The sequence below is a fragment of the Nitrobacter sp. genome (genome assembly GCF_051535215.1).
In the GTDB taxonomy this organism is placed as follows: domain Bacteria; phylum Pseudomonadota; class Alphaproteobacteria; order Rhizobiales; family Xanthobacteraceae; genus Nitrobacter.
Window position 1 is genome coordinate 232,086 of sequence record NZ_JBPPLY010000002.1, and the last position, 15,534, is coordinate 247,619.

The window sequence follows — 15,534 nt, forward strand, 5'->3', positions numbered from 1 at the left end:
CATCGTTTGAACCTAGTCCTGGCGGGCACACCAGCGCGCGCCTGCGGCGCTCGCGGATTAACCAACATCGCCGTTGATGCTTAGCGCGATGAAACTTTCCGGCTAATGCGGGTTTGGCCTCAATTCAATGGGAATCCGAGAGCGGAGAGCGCCAATGAAATCGCTGATGCTGGCCGTAATCCTCGTCTGCGCAACAGGAAGCGCCTCCTTGGCTGAAGGACAGTTCTGGATTGTCGGCAACCATGCCACTGAGTCTTGTGACATCGTCACCAGCAATCCGGTCATCGACGGCGACATCTGGTTCGGGGATGGCCCTTACCAATCCCGCGCCGCTGCGAAACTCGCCCGATCCTCAATCGGCGCATGCCCGAAGGATCAGGACGACAAAGCCCCTGACCAGGAAAAAGACTGACGGCCCGGCCTCGTCGCCGCTATCTAATGCAATTGGTTGCGTTCGCGCGCCGCCGCATGAAGCCGCTGCAGTTCATCCTCCAGCCGTTCGTTGACCATCAGCAGCGCCATCAGCGCACCGCGAACGTCGCCGTTGCATGATGCTACGATCTCGTCGATCAAAGCCTCGCCTGCTTCAAAACTCATCTCACCTACTCCGGTTCAAGACGCCTCACTCTTCATCGAGAACGTGAATAAAGTTTGCGAGTCGATTGAGGGTTCCTGTGGATTACGTGGATAACCGGCTGGCGTCCGGGCAGGAAAATCGCTCTTAGAGGCCGTTTCAACTGCGTTGGATCAGACTCCTCGCCTATCTTTTTGATTAAGCATGATCTTTTTCCGAAACCGGTTTCCACTTTTCGGGATCATGCTCTAAACGCCCGCGTCGCCGTCCGGACCGACGAAGGCGATCCGAACCATATTGGTCGCGCCGGGCGTGCCGAGCGGCACGCCGGCCACGATGATGATGCGCTGGCCCGCCTTGGCGAAACCGTCGCGGAACGCAATGCTGCCGGCGCGGTCGACCATGTCGTCCTGGTCGTGGGCATCTTCGGCGACCACGCAGTGCACGCCCCATGCCACCGCTAGCTTGCGGCCGGTCGCGAGGTTCGGCGTGATGGCGACCACCGGAAGCTTCGGGCGTTCACGCGCCATGCGCAGCGCCGTCGATCCGGAACTGGTCCAGCATATGATCGCGGAGAGGTCGAGCGTTTCGGCGATCTGGCGCGCGGCATCGGCGATGGCGTCGCCGACGGTCGGCTCTGGTTCGGCGCGCTGCGCATTGAGCACGCCGCGATAGATCGGATCGCGTTCCACCTCTTCGCCGATGCGGTTCATGGTCGAGATGGCCTCGACCGGGTATTTCCCGGCCGCAGACTCGGCGGAGAGCATGATGGCGTCTGCGCCTTCATAAACGGCGGTGGCGACGTCGGAGACTTCGGCCCGGGTCGGCACCGGCGACTGGATCATCGATTCCAGCATTTGCGTCGCGATCACGACCGGCTTGCCGGCGCGCCGTGCCATCCGAGTCATCTGCTTCTGAAGGCTGGGCACCTGTTCGAGCGGCAATTCCACGCCGAGATCGCCGCGCGCCACCATCAGCGCATCGGCCATTTCAAGGATTTCGGGCAGGCGATCGATGGCTTGCGGTTTCTCGATCTTGGCCATCACCGAAGCCCGGCCCCGGATCATTTTCTTGGCCTCGGCCACGTCGTCCGCGCGCTGCACGAAGGACAGCGCGATCCAGTCGACTCCGGCTTCCAGCGCCGCGTCGAGGTCGGAGCGGTCCTTCTGCGTCATCGCCGACACCGGCAAATCGGTGTCGGGCAGGCTGACGCCCTTGCGATCGGACATCTTGCCGCCGACGACAACGCGCGTCACGGCACGCTCCGAGGAGGTCTCCTCGGTGATCAGACGCACCTTGCCGTCGTCGAGCAGCAGCGTGTGACCGGGGCGCAGCGCCGCCAGGATTTCCGGATGCGGAAGGTGGACGCGGGTCTTGTTCCCCGGGGTTTTGTCGGAATCCAGCACGAACGTGTCGCCGTTGTTCAACTGGATCGGGCCGTCGGCGAACGAGCCGAGCCTCAGCTTGGGACCCTGCAAATCGACCAGGATACCGATCGGGCGGCCGTAGCTGCCTTCGACGTTGCGGATCGTCGCCACCAGTTCGCGCATCTTGTCATGCGAGGTGTGGCTCATGTTGATGCGGAAGACGTCGGCACCCGCCTCGAACAGACGGCGGACCATGGCGCTGTCTGAGGAGGCCGGTCCGAGCGTGGCGAGAATCTTGATACGGCGAAGACGTCTCATGGCTTACGTCCGGGCAACGCGCCTGGCGTCAGTCCAGACGCGCCCGGAGGCGTTCCGCCCGCTGGATCGGGCATACCCGGAAATGAACCCTGGGAAGGCATACCGGGCATCTGCGGCCCGTGTTCGCCGGATTCCGTCAATTGAACGGTCCAGGCACGCTGGTCTCCGGTATCGATCTCGAAAAAGCCGGTGCGGTCGAAGCCGCGTGCCAAACAATTGTCGGTACCTCTGATCGTGAATTCCTTGTCGCGCGAGCACATAAAAGCCTGTCCCGACCATTCGCCGCCATGGTCGTAATCTAGAGCATAAATATAATAGTAACGTGCGATGAGCGTGCCACGCAGCAGCGTTTCGCAGGCACGCGATGAGACATTCCACCACCCCTCGGTGGTCCAGCCCTCGGCGTCCTTGTAGCCAAGGGCGATGCCGACGCGGCTTGAGGTGTTGTTGCAAAGCCGGAAGTCGGCTGCCGCGGGCGCCGACCACAGGCAGAGAATGAGGATGCCGAGCGCAGGCAAGAGGCCCGCGGTGCTCACGCGCGGCGAGACCGGTGGGGGTGGGAAAGGATCTGATTTCGTCATTTAGCGGGGCAAATCGTTTTGCGTGATTTCGCGTGACCCGTTGTGGCCTGTCAACGGCTGGAACCTGCTTTTCACGCCAAGGTGCGCATTTTCCAACCAGGAAACTCCTATTTGCGCTGCGATATGGTAGAATCCATGACTAGTCCAACCAAATGACTAGTCCAACAAATTTCCGTTCGGACAGGCGATGACGAGATCGGCTCATGACCATTGACGACAAAACAAAAACGGAACTGGAAGCCGCAGTGTTCCGGCGACTGGTCGCCCACCTGCGCTCCCGGACCGATGTCCAGAATATCGACCTGATGAATCTCGCGGGCTTCTGCCGCAACTGCCTGTCGAACTGGCTCAAGGAGGCGGCCGACGAAAAGGGGGCCGCCATGACCAAGGATGAAAGCCGCGAGGCGGTGTACGGCATGCCCTACGAGACCTGGAAGATGAAGCATCAGGGCGCGGCAACGCCGGAGCAGCTTGCGGCGATGAAGAAGAGCCAAAACGGTCACTGACCGTTTTGAGCGGGCCGTCGCTTACCCTTATAGCGTTTTTGAGAGGAGCTTGTTCTTGGGCTTAACCCGAGGATGGCTGCCGGTTCGCGTCAAGAAATGCGTCGATACAAAATCGTGGCGCCCGCTTCCGAGTCCATCAGGTATGAGGAGGTAGGCCAGCCTGTGCGTCGCTGTGGATGAAGACGATGGCGCCTTGACGTCAGGCACGCCGCTCGGGAGTGTCGGTCTTCACGTGTGGTGAGCGGCCAGCGCGTTCAGGCTCACATCCCATCGTCATCAATTGATTTCAGGAGTAGCAGGATGGCCACCGCCGTCGCCGCCAAGGAAGAGCCCGCGACCCGATTCGCCAAGGATCAGCTCAAGGCGATCATCGAGCGCATCGAGCGGCTCGAGGAAGAGAAGAAGACCATTTCTGACGATATTCGCGACGTCTATGCCGAAGCCAAGGGCAATGGATATGACGTCAAGGCGCTGCGGACCATCGTGCGGATGCGCAAGCAGGATGCCAACGAGCGCCAGGAGCAGGAAACCATCCTGGAAACCTACATGCAGGCGCTGGGGATGCTGTGAGCGGAGAGCCGTCGCTCGGCTGGATCATTGGTCGCGCGATGCGAGTTCGAACCGACTTACCGCAGCGAACTCGCGCGCGCCGCGAGCCGGGTCGTGGTCAGGGTGGCGACGGCCGATCCGCTGAATCGGTCGCAGAGGATTCCCATCTGCGGATCGTCTGAGAAGGTCATCGCGATCGCCCGTTCGGGCTTTTGGAAGTAGATATGCATCAACGTCATGTCCTGATCGCCCATGACCGTTGCCGACATCGTGCGGCTCGCGCTCGGAGCGACGATCATCGCGCGCATCCAGACGTCGCTGTCGCGCGTGGCTGCCGGCGCCAGTCGGCGCGAGGTGGCCACCACGGCGCCCTGGTCCTGCGCGCCCTTGACGAGGACTGTGGTCACGCCGTCCACCGCCATCGGATTTCGCGCGGGAGTGACGGGCCGGATCGGCGGTATCGATGCGGTGGCCGCGATAATTCGCGCGCGGCGGATGTCCTTCGGCGCCGGCGCATAGGCCAGCGCCTCTAAGGAATCGGAAATACTGGAGGTCGGCTGCGGATCGACGGCGGCAAGCGCCCTGCGGGCGCTGACGGCGGCGACGACCTGCGCGGGCGTGGCTTTGGTCGGGGCAGCCGGCATTTCGTCCCAGAAGCCGCGGGCATTGATGATGTCGGCCGGAGTCTGCGGTTTGCTGACCGCAGCCGCGGCCTGCTTCGTCGGCGGGACCGGCGGGGCTTCGGCAGATGCGAGCCGGAATACCGCGACCGGCTTCGGTCGGGGCAGCGGGATCGAGTCGGCCGTGGTCGCCGGTGCCGCGGAGGCGGTCGCCGGCGCCGCGGAGGCGACCGTCGTCTGGACAGACGGCCGGGTTGCCGGTGTGCCCTCCGACTCGTCATCCTCGTCGGCGGCGGCCTTGCCGCGGAACAGCGCCAGCAGGAAATTCGACGGCTTGCTCTTTACAGCTCCGTCTTCATCCGCGTTCTGGCCGCGTCTCTCGATGTCGGCCATTGCCAGCTCATAGCCGGGCAGGGGGTTGCCGTCGGAGGGAATGTGCACGGTGCGACCGTTCGGGAAGACGCGCACGAGTTGATCGTGGGTCATGCGCGGCCAGTGTCGCACATGGCCGGTGTCGAGGTGAACGAAGGGCGAGCCCGATTTGGGATAGAAGCCGACGCCGCCGCGTTGCATGCGGAGGCCGGCGAAACGGATTTTTTCGAGCTGCACGCCAGGAATGAAAAAGTCCATCGCGTGACCAAGCATATGCTGGCTGAATCGCGCGACGCCGGTATGCGCGGAGCGGCGGCGAAGCATGGCGTTGGTGGCGGGGGAGCGGTAGGCGGAAACGATGTTGATCGGCTGCTTGGCGTCGACGTCGCGATAGACCTCCCAGAGGATGTCGAAGAGGTGACGATCCATGGTGGTCTGCTCCTGACTGCGCCAGTCGCGGAGATAGTGATTGAGCTGCTTCAGCGCGGCTTCGTCGTAGCGGCCGTTGCGCTTGAAGGTAACGGTCAGGTCTTCGTTGGAATGGGTGTGATGGAACGACAGCGTGCGGGTCTCGTTGAGCGCAGCCGCGTCATGCACCGATCCTGCGCCCGCCAGCAGCAAAAGCGACGTCAGGCCGATGCAGTAACCGGCCCGCGGAATCGACAATGATTTCAAACCGCGTGCAAAACCCGCTAGCACGTCAATGAGCCCACCCGAAGGACGATTACGTCGCGCAGCCTTTCCACGACCCCGTTTGTGAAAGGGCTTACTCAAGTCGTAGAGCAGGAGGGTTAATCCGGATTTACCTTAATCCGACTCCTCCTAAAGGATAACTAGCCCGCCGACTGTGGCAAAAAAGAGCCAGGGGATTAAGGCGCGGGCAACAATGGTTAACGTTAAAAGAGCCCGGTAGTGCGATTAAGTAATTGTTTTTAATCAACTAAATACGTCTTCGGGCGAGGGGCGATCGGGTATTTCCGCCCCCCGTTCCACGTAAATGGCTGTTGTTTTGCCTGGAGCCAACGCGCCAAAACAAAATTCAAAATTATAAAATCATCCCGCTTCTGATTCCGTCAGGAGCGGGGTGGCGCTAGCGCCGATAGATCTGGCGACGGCGGTCCTCGACCTGGGGAGGAGGATTCTGAAACCCGAACAGCCGTTCGAAGAACGAGGGGCCGCTGCTCGTGAAACCACCGCCAAACCCGCCGTTGTCATTGAGGGCCACGCCTTGCGGGATATCCCCTTTCGGACGGGAATAGTTCGGCTGGGCATGCGCGATTACCGCTTCAAGGTCACGGCCCTTGGCGTTGCGGAGCAGCGCCAGCATCGTGGAGTCACGGCCGTAGACGTCAGGGCGAATCTGTAGTTTGCCGGCGCTGTCCACGAACGCGGTCTGATAGGTGATGTTGACCGGAATCGGGGTCGGAAATTTGATGTCGAACTCGTTCCGGCCGTACATGCTCCGGATCTTCTCCGGAGTGTAGTGGTCCTGCGGGAGGGCGATGTTGAGCAGCGTCGCGGCATACTGGTCAGGGTTCTGCACCCGCATGCAGCCATGGCTGAAAGCGCGCGTCTCCTTGGCGAACAGATATTTGTCCGGCGTATCATGCTGATACACCAGAAACTTGTTCGGGAAATTGAATCGGATGCGGCCCAGCGCATTGCGCTCGCCCGGCGGCTGCGAAATGTGGATGCCGCCGCTGCGGTCCCGCTCGAGCTTGAGACCCATGCGCTCCAGCACAGTCGGGTCCTGCTGCAAGGCAGGCAGGTATTCCTTGTAGATAATCGACGGCGGCACGTTCCAGGTCGGATTGACGGTGATGTACTTCATCGTTTCCGTCAAAAGCGGCGTGGCGTGAATTCCCGGCTTGCCGACGACAACGCGGGTGCTCCAGACCTGCGCGCCGTGCTGCATCACCTTGAGCGAGTAGTCCGGAATGTTCAGGATGGCGTAAGCGTTGCCGAGCGACGGCGCGCCAAGTTCGCGCGGCAACCAGCGCCAGCGCTCCATGTTGACGATGATGGTGTCGATCTGACGATCCTTCTTCACGCCGTTCAGGGCGCGAAGAGTGTTGTTGCCAAGAACACCGTCGGGCTTGAGGTGACTGCGTGCCTGGAAAGCCTCCACGGCGGCGGCGACATCGGCATCATACCGGGTATCGTCGGCATTTTCAGCGACGCCCAGTCTGGCGCGAATCTGCGGTACGCGGGGATCCTCCATCACGGCATTCTTGCGGAATACGAGACTTGGGCCCTCGGCAATTTCGATCACAGGGCCTTCCGACGCCTTTCGGAGCTCGGCCAGCTTCTGCTTCAACTCCCGATAGAGCTTGTGCGGCGGATTGTAGCCGTCGAGCGCTGCGGAGGCATCCTTCGCCGTAGTGACGTTCGTCAGAACCTGCTCGGGATCGATCGGATGCTCGGGATACTGGATATCGGCGCTGACCTGCGACCAGTGCATCCGGCCGCTCTGGGCCTGGCGGGCGTAGTCCATCATGCTCGCGGTCAGCTTGAGGTCGGCTTCGGCGACCTGATCCGGCGAGGTCGCTTCGGCAAAATTCGGCACCGGATAGTCGGCGGGATCGAGGCCATCGGCCGCGGCGTCCTTCAGACGCGCGATTACACCCTTGGCCTGTGCCGTCAAAGCGCCGCCCCCGGTCCATATCGGGGCATAGCTTCGCTCCGTGTAGAATTTTTCGATCGCGGTCCGCTCTGCCTTGCGATCGAAGAATTTTGCGGCCTTCGTATCGAGCAGTTCATGCAGCTTCTCGGCCGCGGGTTGATCCGCAACGGGGACGTTGCTCGCGGCCTTCACCGGCTCGCTGGCGGTCGATCGAGCGGTCTCGGCGGGAGGCGCGGCGGTTGGACTGACCGTTGCGGTCGCATCTTTCTTCGCGTCGTCCGTTTTGGTCTCTGCCTTGGCGCCCTCTGCGGGCGGGGTCAGGGCGTCGGCAGGCTTGGCCTCCGCCTTCGTTTCGGAAGCCTTCGCGTCAGAGGCCTTCGTCTCGGCGGACGGCGCCGCGGTCGAGGCCGCCGCGGAGTCTGCGGCGTTCGATTTCGTCTCTGCCGGCGGAGTATGCGTATCGGCGGCTTTGTTGTCAGCCGGTTTCGATGTGCTGACGAGGGGCGGAGCAGGCGGCACGTCGTTCATCTTGAAATCGGCTGCGGTGGGCGGCGGAACGTTCGCCGGCTCCGGCGTCGGCACAGCGGCATCGATTGCGAGTTCGGCGGGACTCTTCTTCGCGGTGTCCGTCTGGGCGGATGCTGCCGTTGTCGAGACTGTCAGAAAAGCGGCTGCAAGGGCCATCAGGAACCGGTCGAAACCGGTCCGGTTAGTCGAGTAGTCCCGCATTCTCAGCACCCCTTGGGTGAAACTGTCCCGACCTGGAACAATTTTCCGATGATTTCGTCCAACGTTCGCCACGACTTGATCTTGATTGGCGATTCACGTTCATGCACGGACGTTACACGCGCCCGATTCGGGCAGCCAGCGCCGCAGAGGCAACTCACGACAAACTGACCTTAAAAATAGGCTGTTTGCAACGCGGCACGCCTTTTTCAAGGTGTTTTCCGTCAGTCTGTCACCGCGCCGCAACGGTTCACGTCCGCGACGTTTTTTTCTCCCTGCGGCTCGCAATCGGTCGACCTCTACCCTGCGAACGCAAGGAAGCCCGTTACTGTTCCTCGTTCGCCGCCATGTCATCGAGCTTGCGGTAGAGTGTGGACCGGCCGATTTTCAACCGTCGCGCCACTTCGGACATCTGCCCCCGGTAATGTGAAATCGCGAAGCGGATGATGTCGGCCTCCAACTCTTCCAACGGGCGCATTTCGCCATGCGCCAGCATCGGGAGGCTGCCTGCATCGGGGAGAGGCGGAACGATCGGTACTTCACTACCGGGTATCACGTTGTGCGCCATCCGCGGAAGCACCGCGTCCATGACCAGGGGTTCGTCTGTTTCGGCCAAAGGCTGCGCGCCGATCAGCGGAAAATCCGCGAGGCCTAGCTGTTCGCCCTCGCTCATGACCACCGCGCGATAGACCGCGTTTTCGAGCTGGCGGATGTTTCCGGGCCAGTTGAGTTGCGACAGTCCCGCCATTGCCTCGCCGCTGATGCCAGCGATTGTCCGGTTTTCCTCGGCACAGAAACGCGCGAGAAAATGCCGCAGCAGGTTGGGGATGTCGTCGCGCCGCATCCGAAGCGGCGGGATCGTCAGCGGCAGCACGTGCAGGCGATAGAACAGATCTTCCCTGAATTCCCCGGCCTTGACGCGTTCGAGCAGTCGCCTGTTGGTGGCCGAGATGATGCGGACGTCGACCTTGACCGGCTTGCGGCCGCCGACCGCTTCCACCGCGCCCTCCTGCAGCGCGCGCAGCAGTTTCACCTGCGCTGTCAGCGGCAGTTCGCTGACCTCGTCGAGGAACAGCGTGCCGCCGGAGGCTTCGACGAACTTGCCGGCGTGGCGCTCGGTCGCGCCGGTGAACGATCCCTTCTCGTGGCCGAACAGGATCGACTCCACGAGATTGTCGGGAATGGCGCCGCAGTTCACGGCGACGAATGGTTTCGTGCTGCGATCGCTGGTGCCGTGGATCGCGCGCGCGAACAGTTCCTTGCCGACGCCGGATTCACCCTCGATCAGCACCGGGATCGATGAACTTGCGGCCTTTTTCGCCGCTTTCATCACGTTGGCCATGGTTTCGCTGCGCGTGATGATGTCGGCGAAGGTAAGGCGTCCTTCGCGGCTGTGGCGGACCCTCCGCAATTCGCTTTTCAGCGCGCTGGCATTGAGCGCATTGCGCAACGAGACCTGCAGCCGCTCGATGCCGACCGGCTTGATCACGAAGTCATGGGCGCCCGCGCGCATCGCCGAAACCACGTTGTCGATGCCGCCATGGGCGGTCTGGACGATGACGGGGACATTGATGTCGGCTTCGCGGATTTTCGCCAACACGCCCATGCCGTCGAGGCCGGGCATCACAAGATCGAGGACAAGGGCATCGATGACGGGGCCATCGGCAGCCATCAGCGCGGCGATTGCCGCATCGCCGCCCTCGACCACGATCGCCTCATAGCCCGACCGCCGCACCATGTTTTCGACGAGCCGGCGCTGGACCGCGTCGTCGTCTGCGATCAAAATGGTGGCAGTCATGGCATTCCCCGCACGCTACAACTATCTGTACCGAATCGAGGCACACTGGCGGACGCTGATTAATGCGCTCTTAAGGTTTGCCGCGCCGTCGTCGTGCAACAGTTTTTCTTCCTGCCCGGAACCGAAAAAGAAAGTCTGGATCGATAATGGCTTCGCGTTCTTCCTCCGCCTCCCGCAAATCCGTCTCCGCCCGCAAGCCCGCCTCTCATCGCAAACCCGCCGCCACGAAAAGGGCCGTCGCGAAACCCGACGCGGGACGCCTGCCGGAATGGAATCTCGCAGATCTCTATGCCGGCATCGATGCGCCCGAGGTGACGCGCGATCTCGACAGGGTCGATGCGGACTGCAAGGCGTTCGAGGCCGACTACAAGGGCAAGCTCGCGACGGAAACGGCCAAGCCCGATGGGGGCACGTGGCTGGCCGAAGCCGTGCGGCGCTATGAGGCGATCGACGATCTCGCGGGCCGGCTCGGCTCGTATGCGGGGCTGATCCATGCCGGCGACAGCGTCGATCCCGCGATCTCGAAATTCTACGGCGACATCTCCGAGCGTCTGACGGCGGCCTCGGTGCATCTCCTGTTCTTCGCGCTCGAACTCAACCGCATCGACGACGATGTGATCGAGCGCGCCATGCAGGCGCCGGAGCTTGGGCATTATCGCCCGTGGATCGAGGACAGCCGCAAGGACAAGCCGTATCAACTGGAAGACCGGGTCGAAAAGCTCTTCCATGAAAAGTCGCAGACCGGTTACTCCGCATGGAACAGGCTGTTCGACCAGACCATTGCGGGCTTGCGCTTCAAGGTCGGAGCCAAGGAGCTTGCGATCGAACCGACGCTCAACCTGTTGCAGGATCGCTCGCCCGAAAAGCGCAAGGCCGCCGGTCAGGCGCTGGCGAAGACGTTCAAGACCAACGAGCGAACTTTCGCGCTCATCACCAACACGCTCGCCAAGGACAAGGATATCTCGGACCGCTGGCGCGGCTTTCAGGACGTCGCGGATTCGCGCCACCTGAACAATCGCGTTGAGCGCGAGGTGGTGGACGCGCTGGTGGCTTCGGTGCGTGCGGCCTATCCGCGGCTGTCGCATCGTTACTACATGCTGAAGGCGCGCTGGTTCAAAAAGAAGAAGCTCGCGCATTGGGACCGCAACGCTCCGCTGCCGTTCGCCGCCACCGGCGTCATTCCGTGGAGCGACGCGCGCAAGATGGTGTTGACGGCTTACGGCGATTTCTCGGCCGAGATGGCCGGCATCGCGGAACGCTTCTTCACCGACCGCTGGATCGACGCGCCGGTGCGTCCCGGCAAGGCGCCGGGCGCGTTCTCGCATCCGACCACGCCGTCGGCGCACCCCTACGTTTTGATGAACTATCAGGGCAAGCCGCGCGACGTGATGACGCTCGCCCATGAACTCGGTCACGGCGTGCATCAGGTGCTGGCGGCGAAGCAGGGAGCGCTGATGGCGCCGACGCCGCTGACGCTTGCGGAGACGGCGAGCGTGTTCGGCGAGATGCTGACCTTCAAGCGGCTGCTGGCGCAAACGAAGAATGCGAAGCAGCGGCAGGCGCTGCTCGCCGGCAAGGTCGAGGACATGATCAACACCGTGGTGCGGCAGATCGCGTTCTATACTTTCGAGCGCGCTGTCCATACCGAGCGAAAGAACGGGGAGCTGACGGCCGAGCGCATCGGCCAGCTCTGGCTCAGCGTGCAGGGCGAAAGCCTTGGCCCCGCGATCGAGATCAAGCCGGGCTATGAGACGTTCTGGATGTACATCCCGCACTTCATCCATTCGCCGTTCTACGTCTACGCCTATGCGTTCGGGGACTGCCTCGTGAACTCGCTTTACGCCGTCTATGAGCACGCGACCGAAGGCTTCGCCGAGCGCTATCTGGCGATGCTCGCCGCCGGCGGCACCAAGCATTATTCCGAACTGCTGAAGCCTTTCGGGCTCGACGCCAGGGATCCCACGTTCTGGGATGGCGGATTGTCGGTCATCGCCGGAATGATCGATGAGTTGGAAGCGATGGGATAGGCGTCAGACTTAAAGATAGGCGTGTCAGGCGGTCGGACGTTCGCGTGAACCAGCGTCGCTGCGGTCGATGTCGGCGGCGTCGTGCTTTAAGAATAAAGTCCTAATTATCTTGATAACGCCCGACGGGATGGAGTTTCCCCTACGTATGGCGCACCTAATGCCTAAGATTTGCGACATGAAGGGAGTCCGGGAATACATGGAGGGAGACCTCGTGGAGCTTTGGCGCGATGATGACACGGGCCGTCTCGTGATTCGTGCGCGCAATGAGTGTGGAAACAACTCAACCACAGTGGACCTATTCGACATCCTGGACTGGATGTCAGTTGGTCCTAATAAGCGGGTGCTGGAAAGTGCTGCCGGGGGCAGAGATGAATCCGATCGAAGCGCTCCTTCAAGAAATCGAGAAGGCAATTAATGCAGAATTGTACTATCTGGCGCTTCTCTTAACCCTGACCTTGCCTGATGTCTGTACGGCACTGGAACAACCGAATGGACGAACAGACGGCGGCAAACTGTATAAGCTCTGGTACAAGGCAAACATTTTCGACCTGATTGGCGGCCTCAGTCCTGAGGAGGCATTTGAGCTAAGATGCACTGTTGTTCACCAAAGCAGCGCTCAAGCTTCCGGCGCGAGGTCATATGGACGAATTATTTTCACCATGAAGGGACCATTTCGCGTCGACAGCATGGTCTTAAACGGAGCTATGACATTTGACTTGGCAATGTTTTGCGAGCGTTGGATAGGGGCTGTTCGGATTTGGATTGAGAAAAGCAAAACCAATCCGATTGTGCAGGGCCATTTGCCCAACTTGTTGCAGGTCAGACCTCAGGGCTTGAGCCCTTACATCGTTGGAACGCCAATAATAGCTTAGGCGGAATAGATGTCTCGGAAAGCTGATGAATATAGCGAACAAGAGACGCAACAGCGATTCCTCGGTTCGCTAAAGGCCGCGCTAAACACGCCGCCCAAACCGCTCAAGAGCATGCCCAAAAAGGGCGTCCCGGCACAATCGAAAAAGGGTACAATCAGGAAATCCAAGATTCGGAGGCCGGTATGAATTCGATTGAAACCGCACCGCGCGATGGTCGCTTTGTCGCCGTTTCGACAGGAACTGGAAATTTGTCGTTCGCGTATTTCGAAAATGGCGTTTGGATCGCGCCCCAAATCGTCGGAAAACCAGAACTGGGATCGGCGGTAATCGATCCAATCTGGTGGCTCGATATACCAGTGCCATCCCGCCATTAAAAAATCGCCCCGGACGGCTATCCGAGGCGATTAATATTCTAAGACGCTCTGCAGCGCTTATCTCGTAACCAGATTACGCGATCAGGAGGCGCTTGTCATCATGATCTACCCATCGAACGCACGGCATCAAAGTGAGTCATCACTATGCCGATGACCGTCGCGATAATCGAAATGATTGCTATCGCAAGTGCGATAGTAGCCCTTGCGTTTGCGCGCTCTGCGGCAGTCGCCTGTCGTTCAGCAGCCGCAGAAGCACGCTCAGCCGCAGCGGCGGCGCGTTCCGCTGCTTTTGAGGCCGAACGAGCTATTTCTATTTGTTCTGCTTGGGAAGATTCGCTCAAGCGGCGTTCTTCTTTGTCTTTGGAGGCGAGCCATTCAGTAACCCAGCCGAAATTCCATCCAGAAGGAAGTCCGCCGCTAGCCATGAGCGTGCGCACTTGATTTGGACCAAGTTCTTCGAGACGCGCGATAATGTCATCAGAAAGCGGCATCTGAGGTTCGCTCCTAGTTTGCTTGGCAGCTTCTAGGATAGCGACGGCGGGGGTGAGCGTCACGGCTCATCCCCGTCTCCGAACGGCAATTCAAGCTGGACAGGTGCGCGCAATCGGGACGGCAATAGCCGCCAGCGGCGCGCGGCTCGGATCACGACATACCGGAAATCCGGCTCAGTGAGTTTGATGATAGGTGAGTCGCTTGCCTTCGATGCCTTTGATTGCGGCTTTGGTGCGGTCGATATCTGAATAGCCGAGGCCAACGCGATGATTGTAGCGGAAGTCAAATTCCGCCAGATAGCGGTGAAGGTGCTTCTCTTTGCAGTGCTGGTAGACTCCGCGCATCCCGCGCTTGAAGATCGAGAATGATCCCTGTGTTGGTGTGGACGTCGCCCCGCGCATATTCCTTCGCGCCGTGCTTCACGGTTTCATGGGAGGCGAAGTGCTGGCCTGCACCGAAATAGAGGCGGCTTTCATCGGTGAATAGCCGCGCTTCCTTGGCAACATTCTCCAAAACTATTTTGGAGACGGTTTCCTTGTCAGCAACCGCGATATGGAATGACCGGAGATTGCCACCGCGCTCAACCAGCGCCACGATAGCGCGCTTGTGGCGCGGACCGCGATTTCCCTTCTGGTAGGGGCGCCCCTGACGCTGTGGAGAAATCCGCTTCTCGGCGGTCGGACCGAAGTAGGTTTCATCAGCCTCGACAATGCCGGAGCCATCCGGTCCGCCCATCGGAGCAAAGCCACCGTCCCGCATGGCTTCCCGAATGCGGTGGCACATGAACCAAGCCGACTGGTAGGTGATGCCGAGAGCCCGGTGAAGCTGATGGGCGCTGACGCCCTTCTTGCTGGCGTTCATCAGATAAAAGCCCATCAGCCACTTGTGCAGCGGGATTTTGGATCGCTCCAAGACCGTGCCCGTCGTGCAGGTGAAGTCCATCCGGCAATCGGCCTCCGCGCACCGATAGCGGCCCGGACGCCCCTTGATCGGGTAGGCATGATTCACGGTGCCGCAATGGGAACAAACCGGGCCGGTCGGCCAGCGGATACTTTCGATCAATTCGCGGGCATCGGTCTCGTTGGAAAAGTGCGGGGCGGCAAAGGCGCTGGACATTGGTAAATCCTCAATTCAATGAGGAAATACTAGGCTTTGCAGGTTGTGGCGTCAACTAGATAATTGGGAATAAGGTCCTATGAATGCAACGGGCGGGGCCCGTGGCAAAACGGCACAGGGCAGGGGACTTAGAGGCCCCGATTGCGCGACCGTAATCAACCGGCAAGGCGGCGTTTGGACGCCATTTCCGCGTCTAGATCGCCATACGACGGCGATTTTCCGTCAAACGGCCGGTGTGGGGGCGCGAACTGAGCGTAAAACCGGGCAATTGCGGGCTCCCTCGCTTATTTTTCTTCCTTTTGTACATAAAAGAACAATGACTTCGCCGAGGCGGCCGCCATACCGTTGCTCTGTCCTTCCGATTGCGCTAATTCCTCACGGGCAATATCAACCCTGGCTGGAGACTCGACGTGTCAGATCATAGCGAAATCGCGTACTCGACGGCAGAAGGAATGGATTATCCGGCTCATGAGGAAACGTATAAGACGTTCATCAAATTCGGGACGGTTGGCACGGCGGCCGTGATCACCATCGTCTCGCTGATGGCGATTTTCCTCACCTGACCGTCCGGTCGCTCTGGATTTCCGTTCGATAGCAATGTGGCTGGTGCTTTAATCAT

General features: G+C 60.7%; 14 protein-coding genes and 1 pseudogene. 7 read left to right on the top strand and 8 right to left on the bottom strand.

All coding sequences use genetic code 11. The features are described 5' to 3' along the window. Positions 1–154: 154 nt before the first annotated feature. Positions 155–412: a hypothetical protein gene (locus tag ACS3WB_RS03730; RefSeq protein ID WP_438274223.1), complete on the top strand. Its 258-nt coding sequence runs from the start codon at positions 155–157 to the stop codon at positions 410–412. 23 nt (positions 413–435) lie between these two features. Here ACS3WB_RS03730 and ACS3WB_RS03735 read toward each other — a convergent pair whose 3' ends face one another. From ACS3WB_RS03735 to ACS3WB_RS03745, 3 genes are all read right to left on the bottom strand, one after another. After that, positions 436–597 (bottom strand): hypothetical protein, encoded by a 162-nt coding sequence (locus tag ACS3WB_RS03735; protein WP_438274224.1) that lies wholly within the window; start codon positions 595–597, stop codon positions 436–438. Between the two features lie 225 nt (positions 598–822). Then, a complete protein-coding gene (pyk, locus tag ACS3WB_RS03740; protein WP_438274225.1) occupies positions 823–2,259 on the bottom strand; it encodes a pyruvate kinase in 1,437 nt (478 codons plus the stop codon). Then, entirely contained in the window at positions 2,256–2,840 is a 585-nt protein-coding gene (locus tag ACS3WB_RS03745; RefSeq protein ID WP_438274226.1) for a DUF1036 domain-containing protein, read from the bottom strand. The genes pyk and ACS3WB_RS03745 overlap by 4 nt, the downstream gene beginning before the upstream one ends. A 203-nt stretch (positions 2,841–3,043) precedes the next feature. Between ACS3WB_RS03745 and ACS3WB_RS03750 the strand changes: the two genes are divergently transcribed. After that, positions 3,044–3,346, top strand: coding sequence for a DUF1244 domain-containing protein (locus tag ACS3WB_RS03750; protein ID WP_438274227.1), 303 nt, complete (start codon positions 3,044–3,046; stop codon positions 3,344–3,346). 300 nt (positions 3,347–3,646) lie between these two features. Next, on the top strand, positions 3,647–3,916 hold the full coding sequence (locus tag ACS3WB_RS03755) for a DUF2312 domain-containing protein (RefSeq protein WP_292610372.1): 270 nt from the start codon (positions 3,647–3,649) through the stop codon (positions 3,914–3,916). Between the two features lie 56 nt (positions 3,917–3,972). On the opposite strand, the gene ACS3WB_RS03760 is transcribed toward ACS3WB_RS03755, so the two are convergent. The 3 genes from ACS3WB_RS03760 to ACS3WB_RS03770 form a co-directional block, all read right to left on the bottom strand. Next, positions 3,973–5,586 (bottom strand): DUF882 domain-containing protein, encoded by a 1,614-nt coding sequence (locus tag ACS3WB_RS03760; RefSeq protein WP_438274228.1) that lies wholly within the window; start codon positions 5,584–5,586, stop codon positions 3,973–3,975. A 391-nt stretch (positions 5,587–5,977) separates the two neighbouring features. Next, the gene (locus tag ACS3WB_RS03765; protein WP_438274229.1) at positions 5,978–8,239 is read right to left on the bottom strand and encodes a L,D-transpeptidase family protein; all 2,262 of its coding nucleotides are present in this window, start codon (positions 8,237–8,239) and stop codon (positions 5,978–5,980) included. Between the two features lie 322 nt (positions 8,240–8,561). Further along, positions 8,562–10,034, bottom strand: a complete 1,473-nt coding sequence (locus ACS3WB_RS03770; protein ID WP_438274230.1) for a sigma-54-dependent transcriptional regulator — start codon at positions 10,032–10,034, stop codon at positions 8,562–8,564. 146 nt (positions 10,035–10,180) lie between these two features. On the opposite strand from ACS3WB_RS03770, the gene ACS3WB_RS03775 reads away from it, so the two are divergent. From ACS3WB_RS03775 to ACS3WB_RS03785, 3 genes are all read left to right on the top strand, one after another. Continuing rightward, complete coding sequence (locus tag ACS3WB_RS03775) at positions 10,181–12,061, top strand: M3 family oligoendopeptidase (RefSeq protein ID WP_438274231.1); 1,881 nt, start codon at positions 10,181–10,183, stop codon at positions 12,059–12,061. A gap of 368 nt (positions 12,062–12,429) precedes the next feature. Continuing rightward, the gene (locus tag ACS3WB_RS03780; RefSeq protein ID WP_438274232.1) at positions 12,430–12,933 is read left to right on the top strand and encodes a hypothetical protein; all 504 of its coding nucleotides are present in this window, start codon (positions 12,430–12,432) and stop codon (positions 12,931–12,933) included. A gap of 182 nt (positions 12,934–13,115) precedes the next feature. Beyond that, positions 13,116–13,307 carry a hypothetical protein gene (locus tag ACS3WB_RS03785; protein WP_438274233.1) on the top strand — a complete coding sequence of 64 codons (192 nt, stop codon included), beginning with the start codon at positions 13,116–13,118 and terminating at the stop codon, positions 13,305–13,307. A gap of 98 nt (positions 13,308–13,405) precedes the next feature. Here the strand turns inward: ACS3WB_RS03785 and ACS3WB_RS03790 are convergent, their stop codons facing one another. Continuing rightward, the gene (locus ACS3WB_RS03790; protein WP_438274234.1) at positions 13,406–13,798 is read right to left on the bottom strand and encodes a hypothetical protein; all 393 of its coding nucleotides are present in this window, start codon (positions 13,796–13,798) and stop codon (positions 13,406–13,408) included. A gap of 174 nt (positions 13,799–13,972) precedes the next feature. Continuing rightward, positions 13,973–14,915: pseudogene (locus ACS3WB_RS03795) on the bottom strand (IS1595 family transposase). 410 nt (positions 14,916–15,325) lie between these two features. Between ACS3WB_RS03795 and ACS3WB_RS03800 the strand changes: the two are divergent. Next, the gene (locus ACS3WB_RS03800) at positions 15,326–15,478 is read left to right on the top strand and encodes an aa3-type cytochrome c oxidase subunit IV (RefSeq protein ID WP_438274235.1); all 153 of its coding nucleotides are present in this window, start codon (positions 15,326–15,328) and stop codon (positions 15,476–15,478) included. The last annotated feature ends 56 nt before the right edge of the window (positions 15,479–15,534 follow it).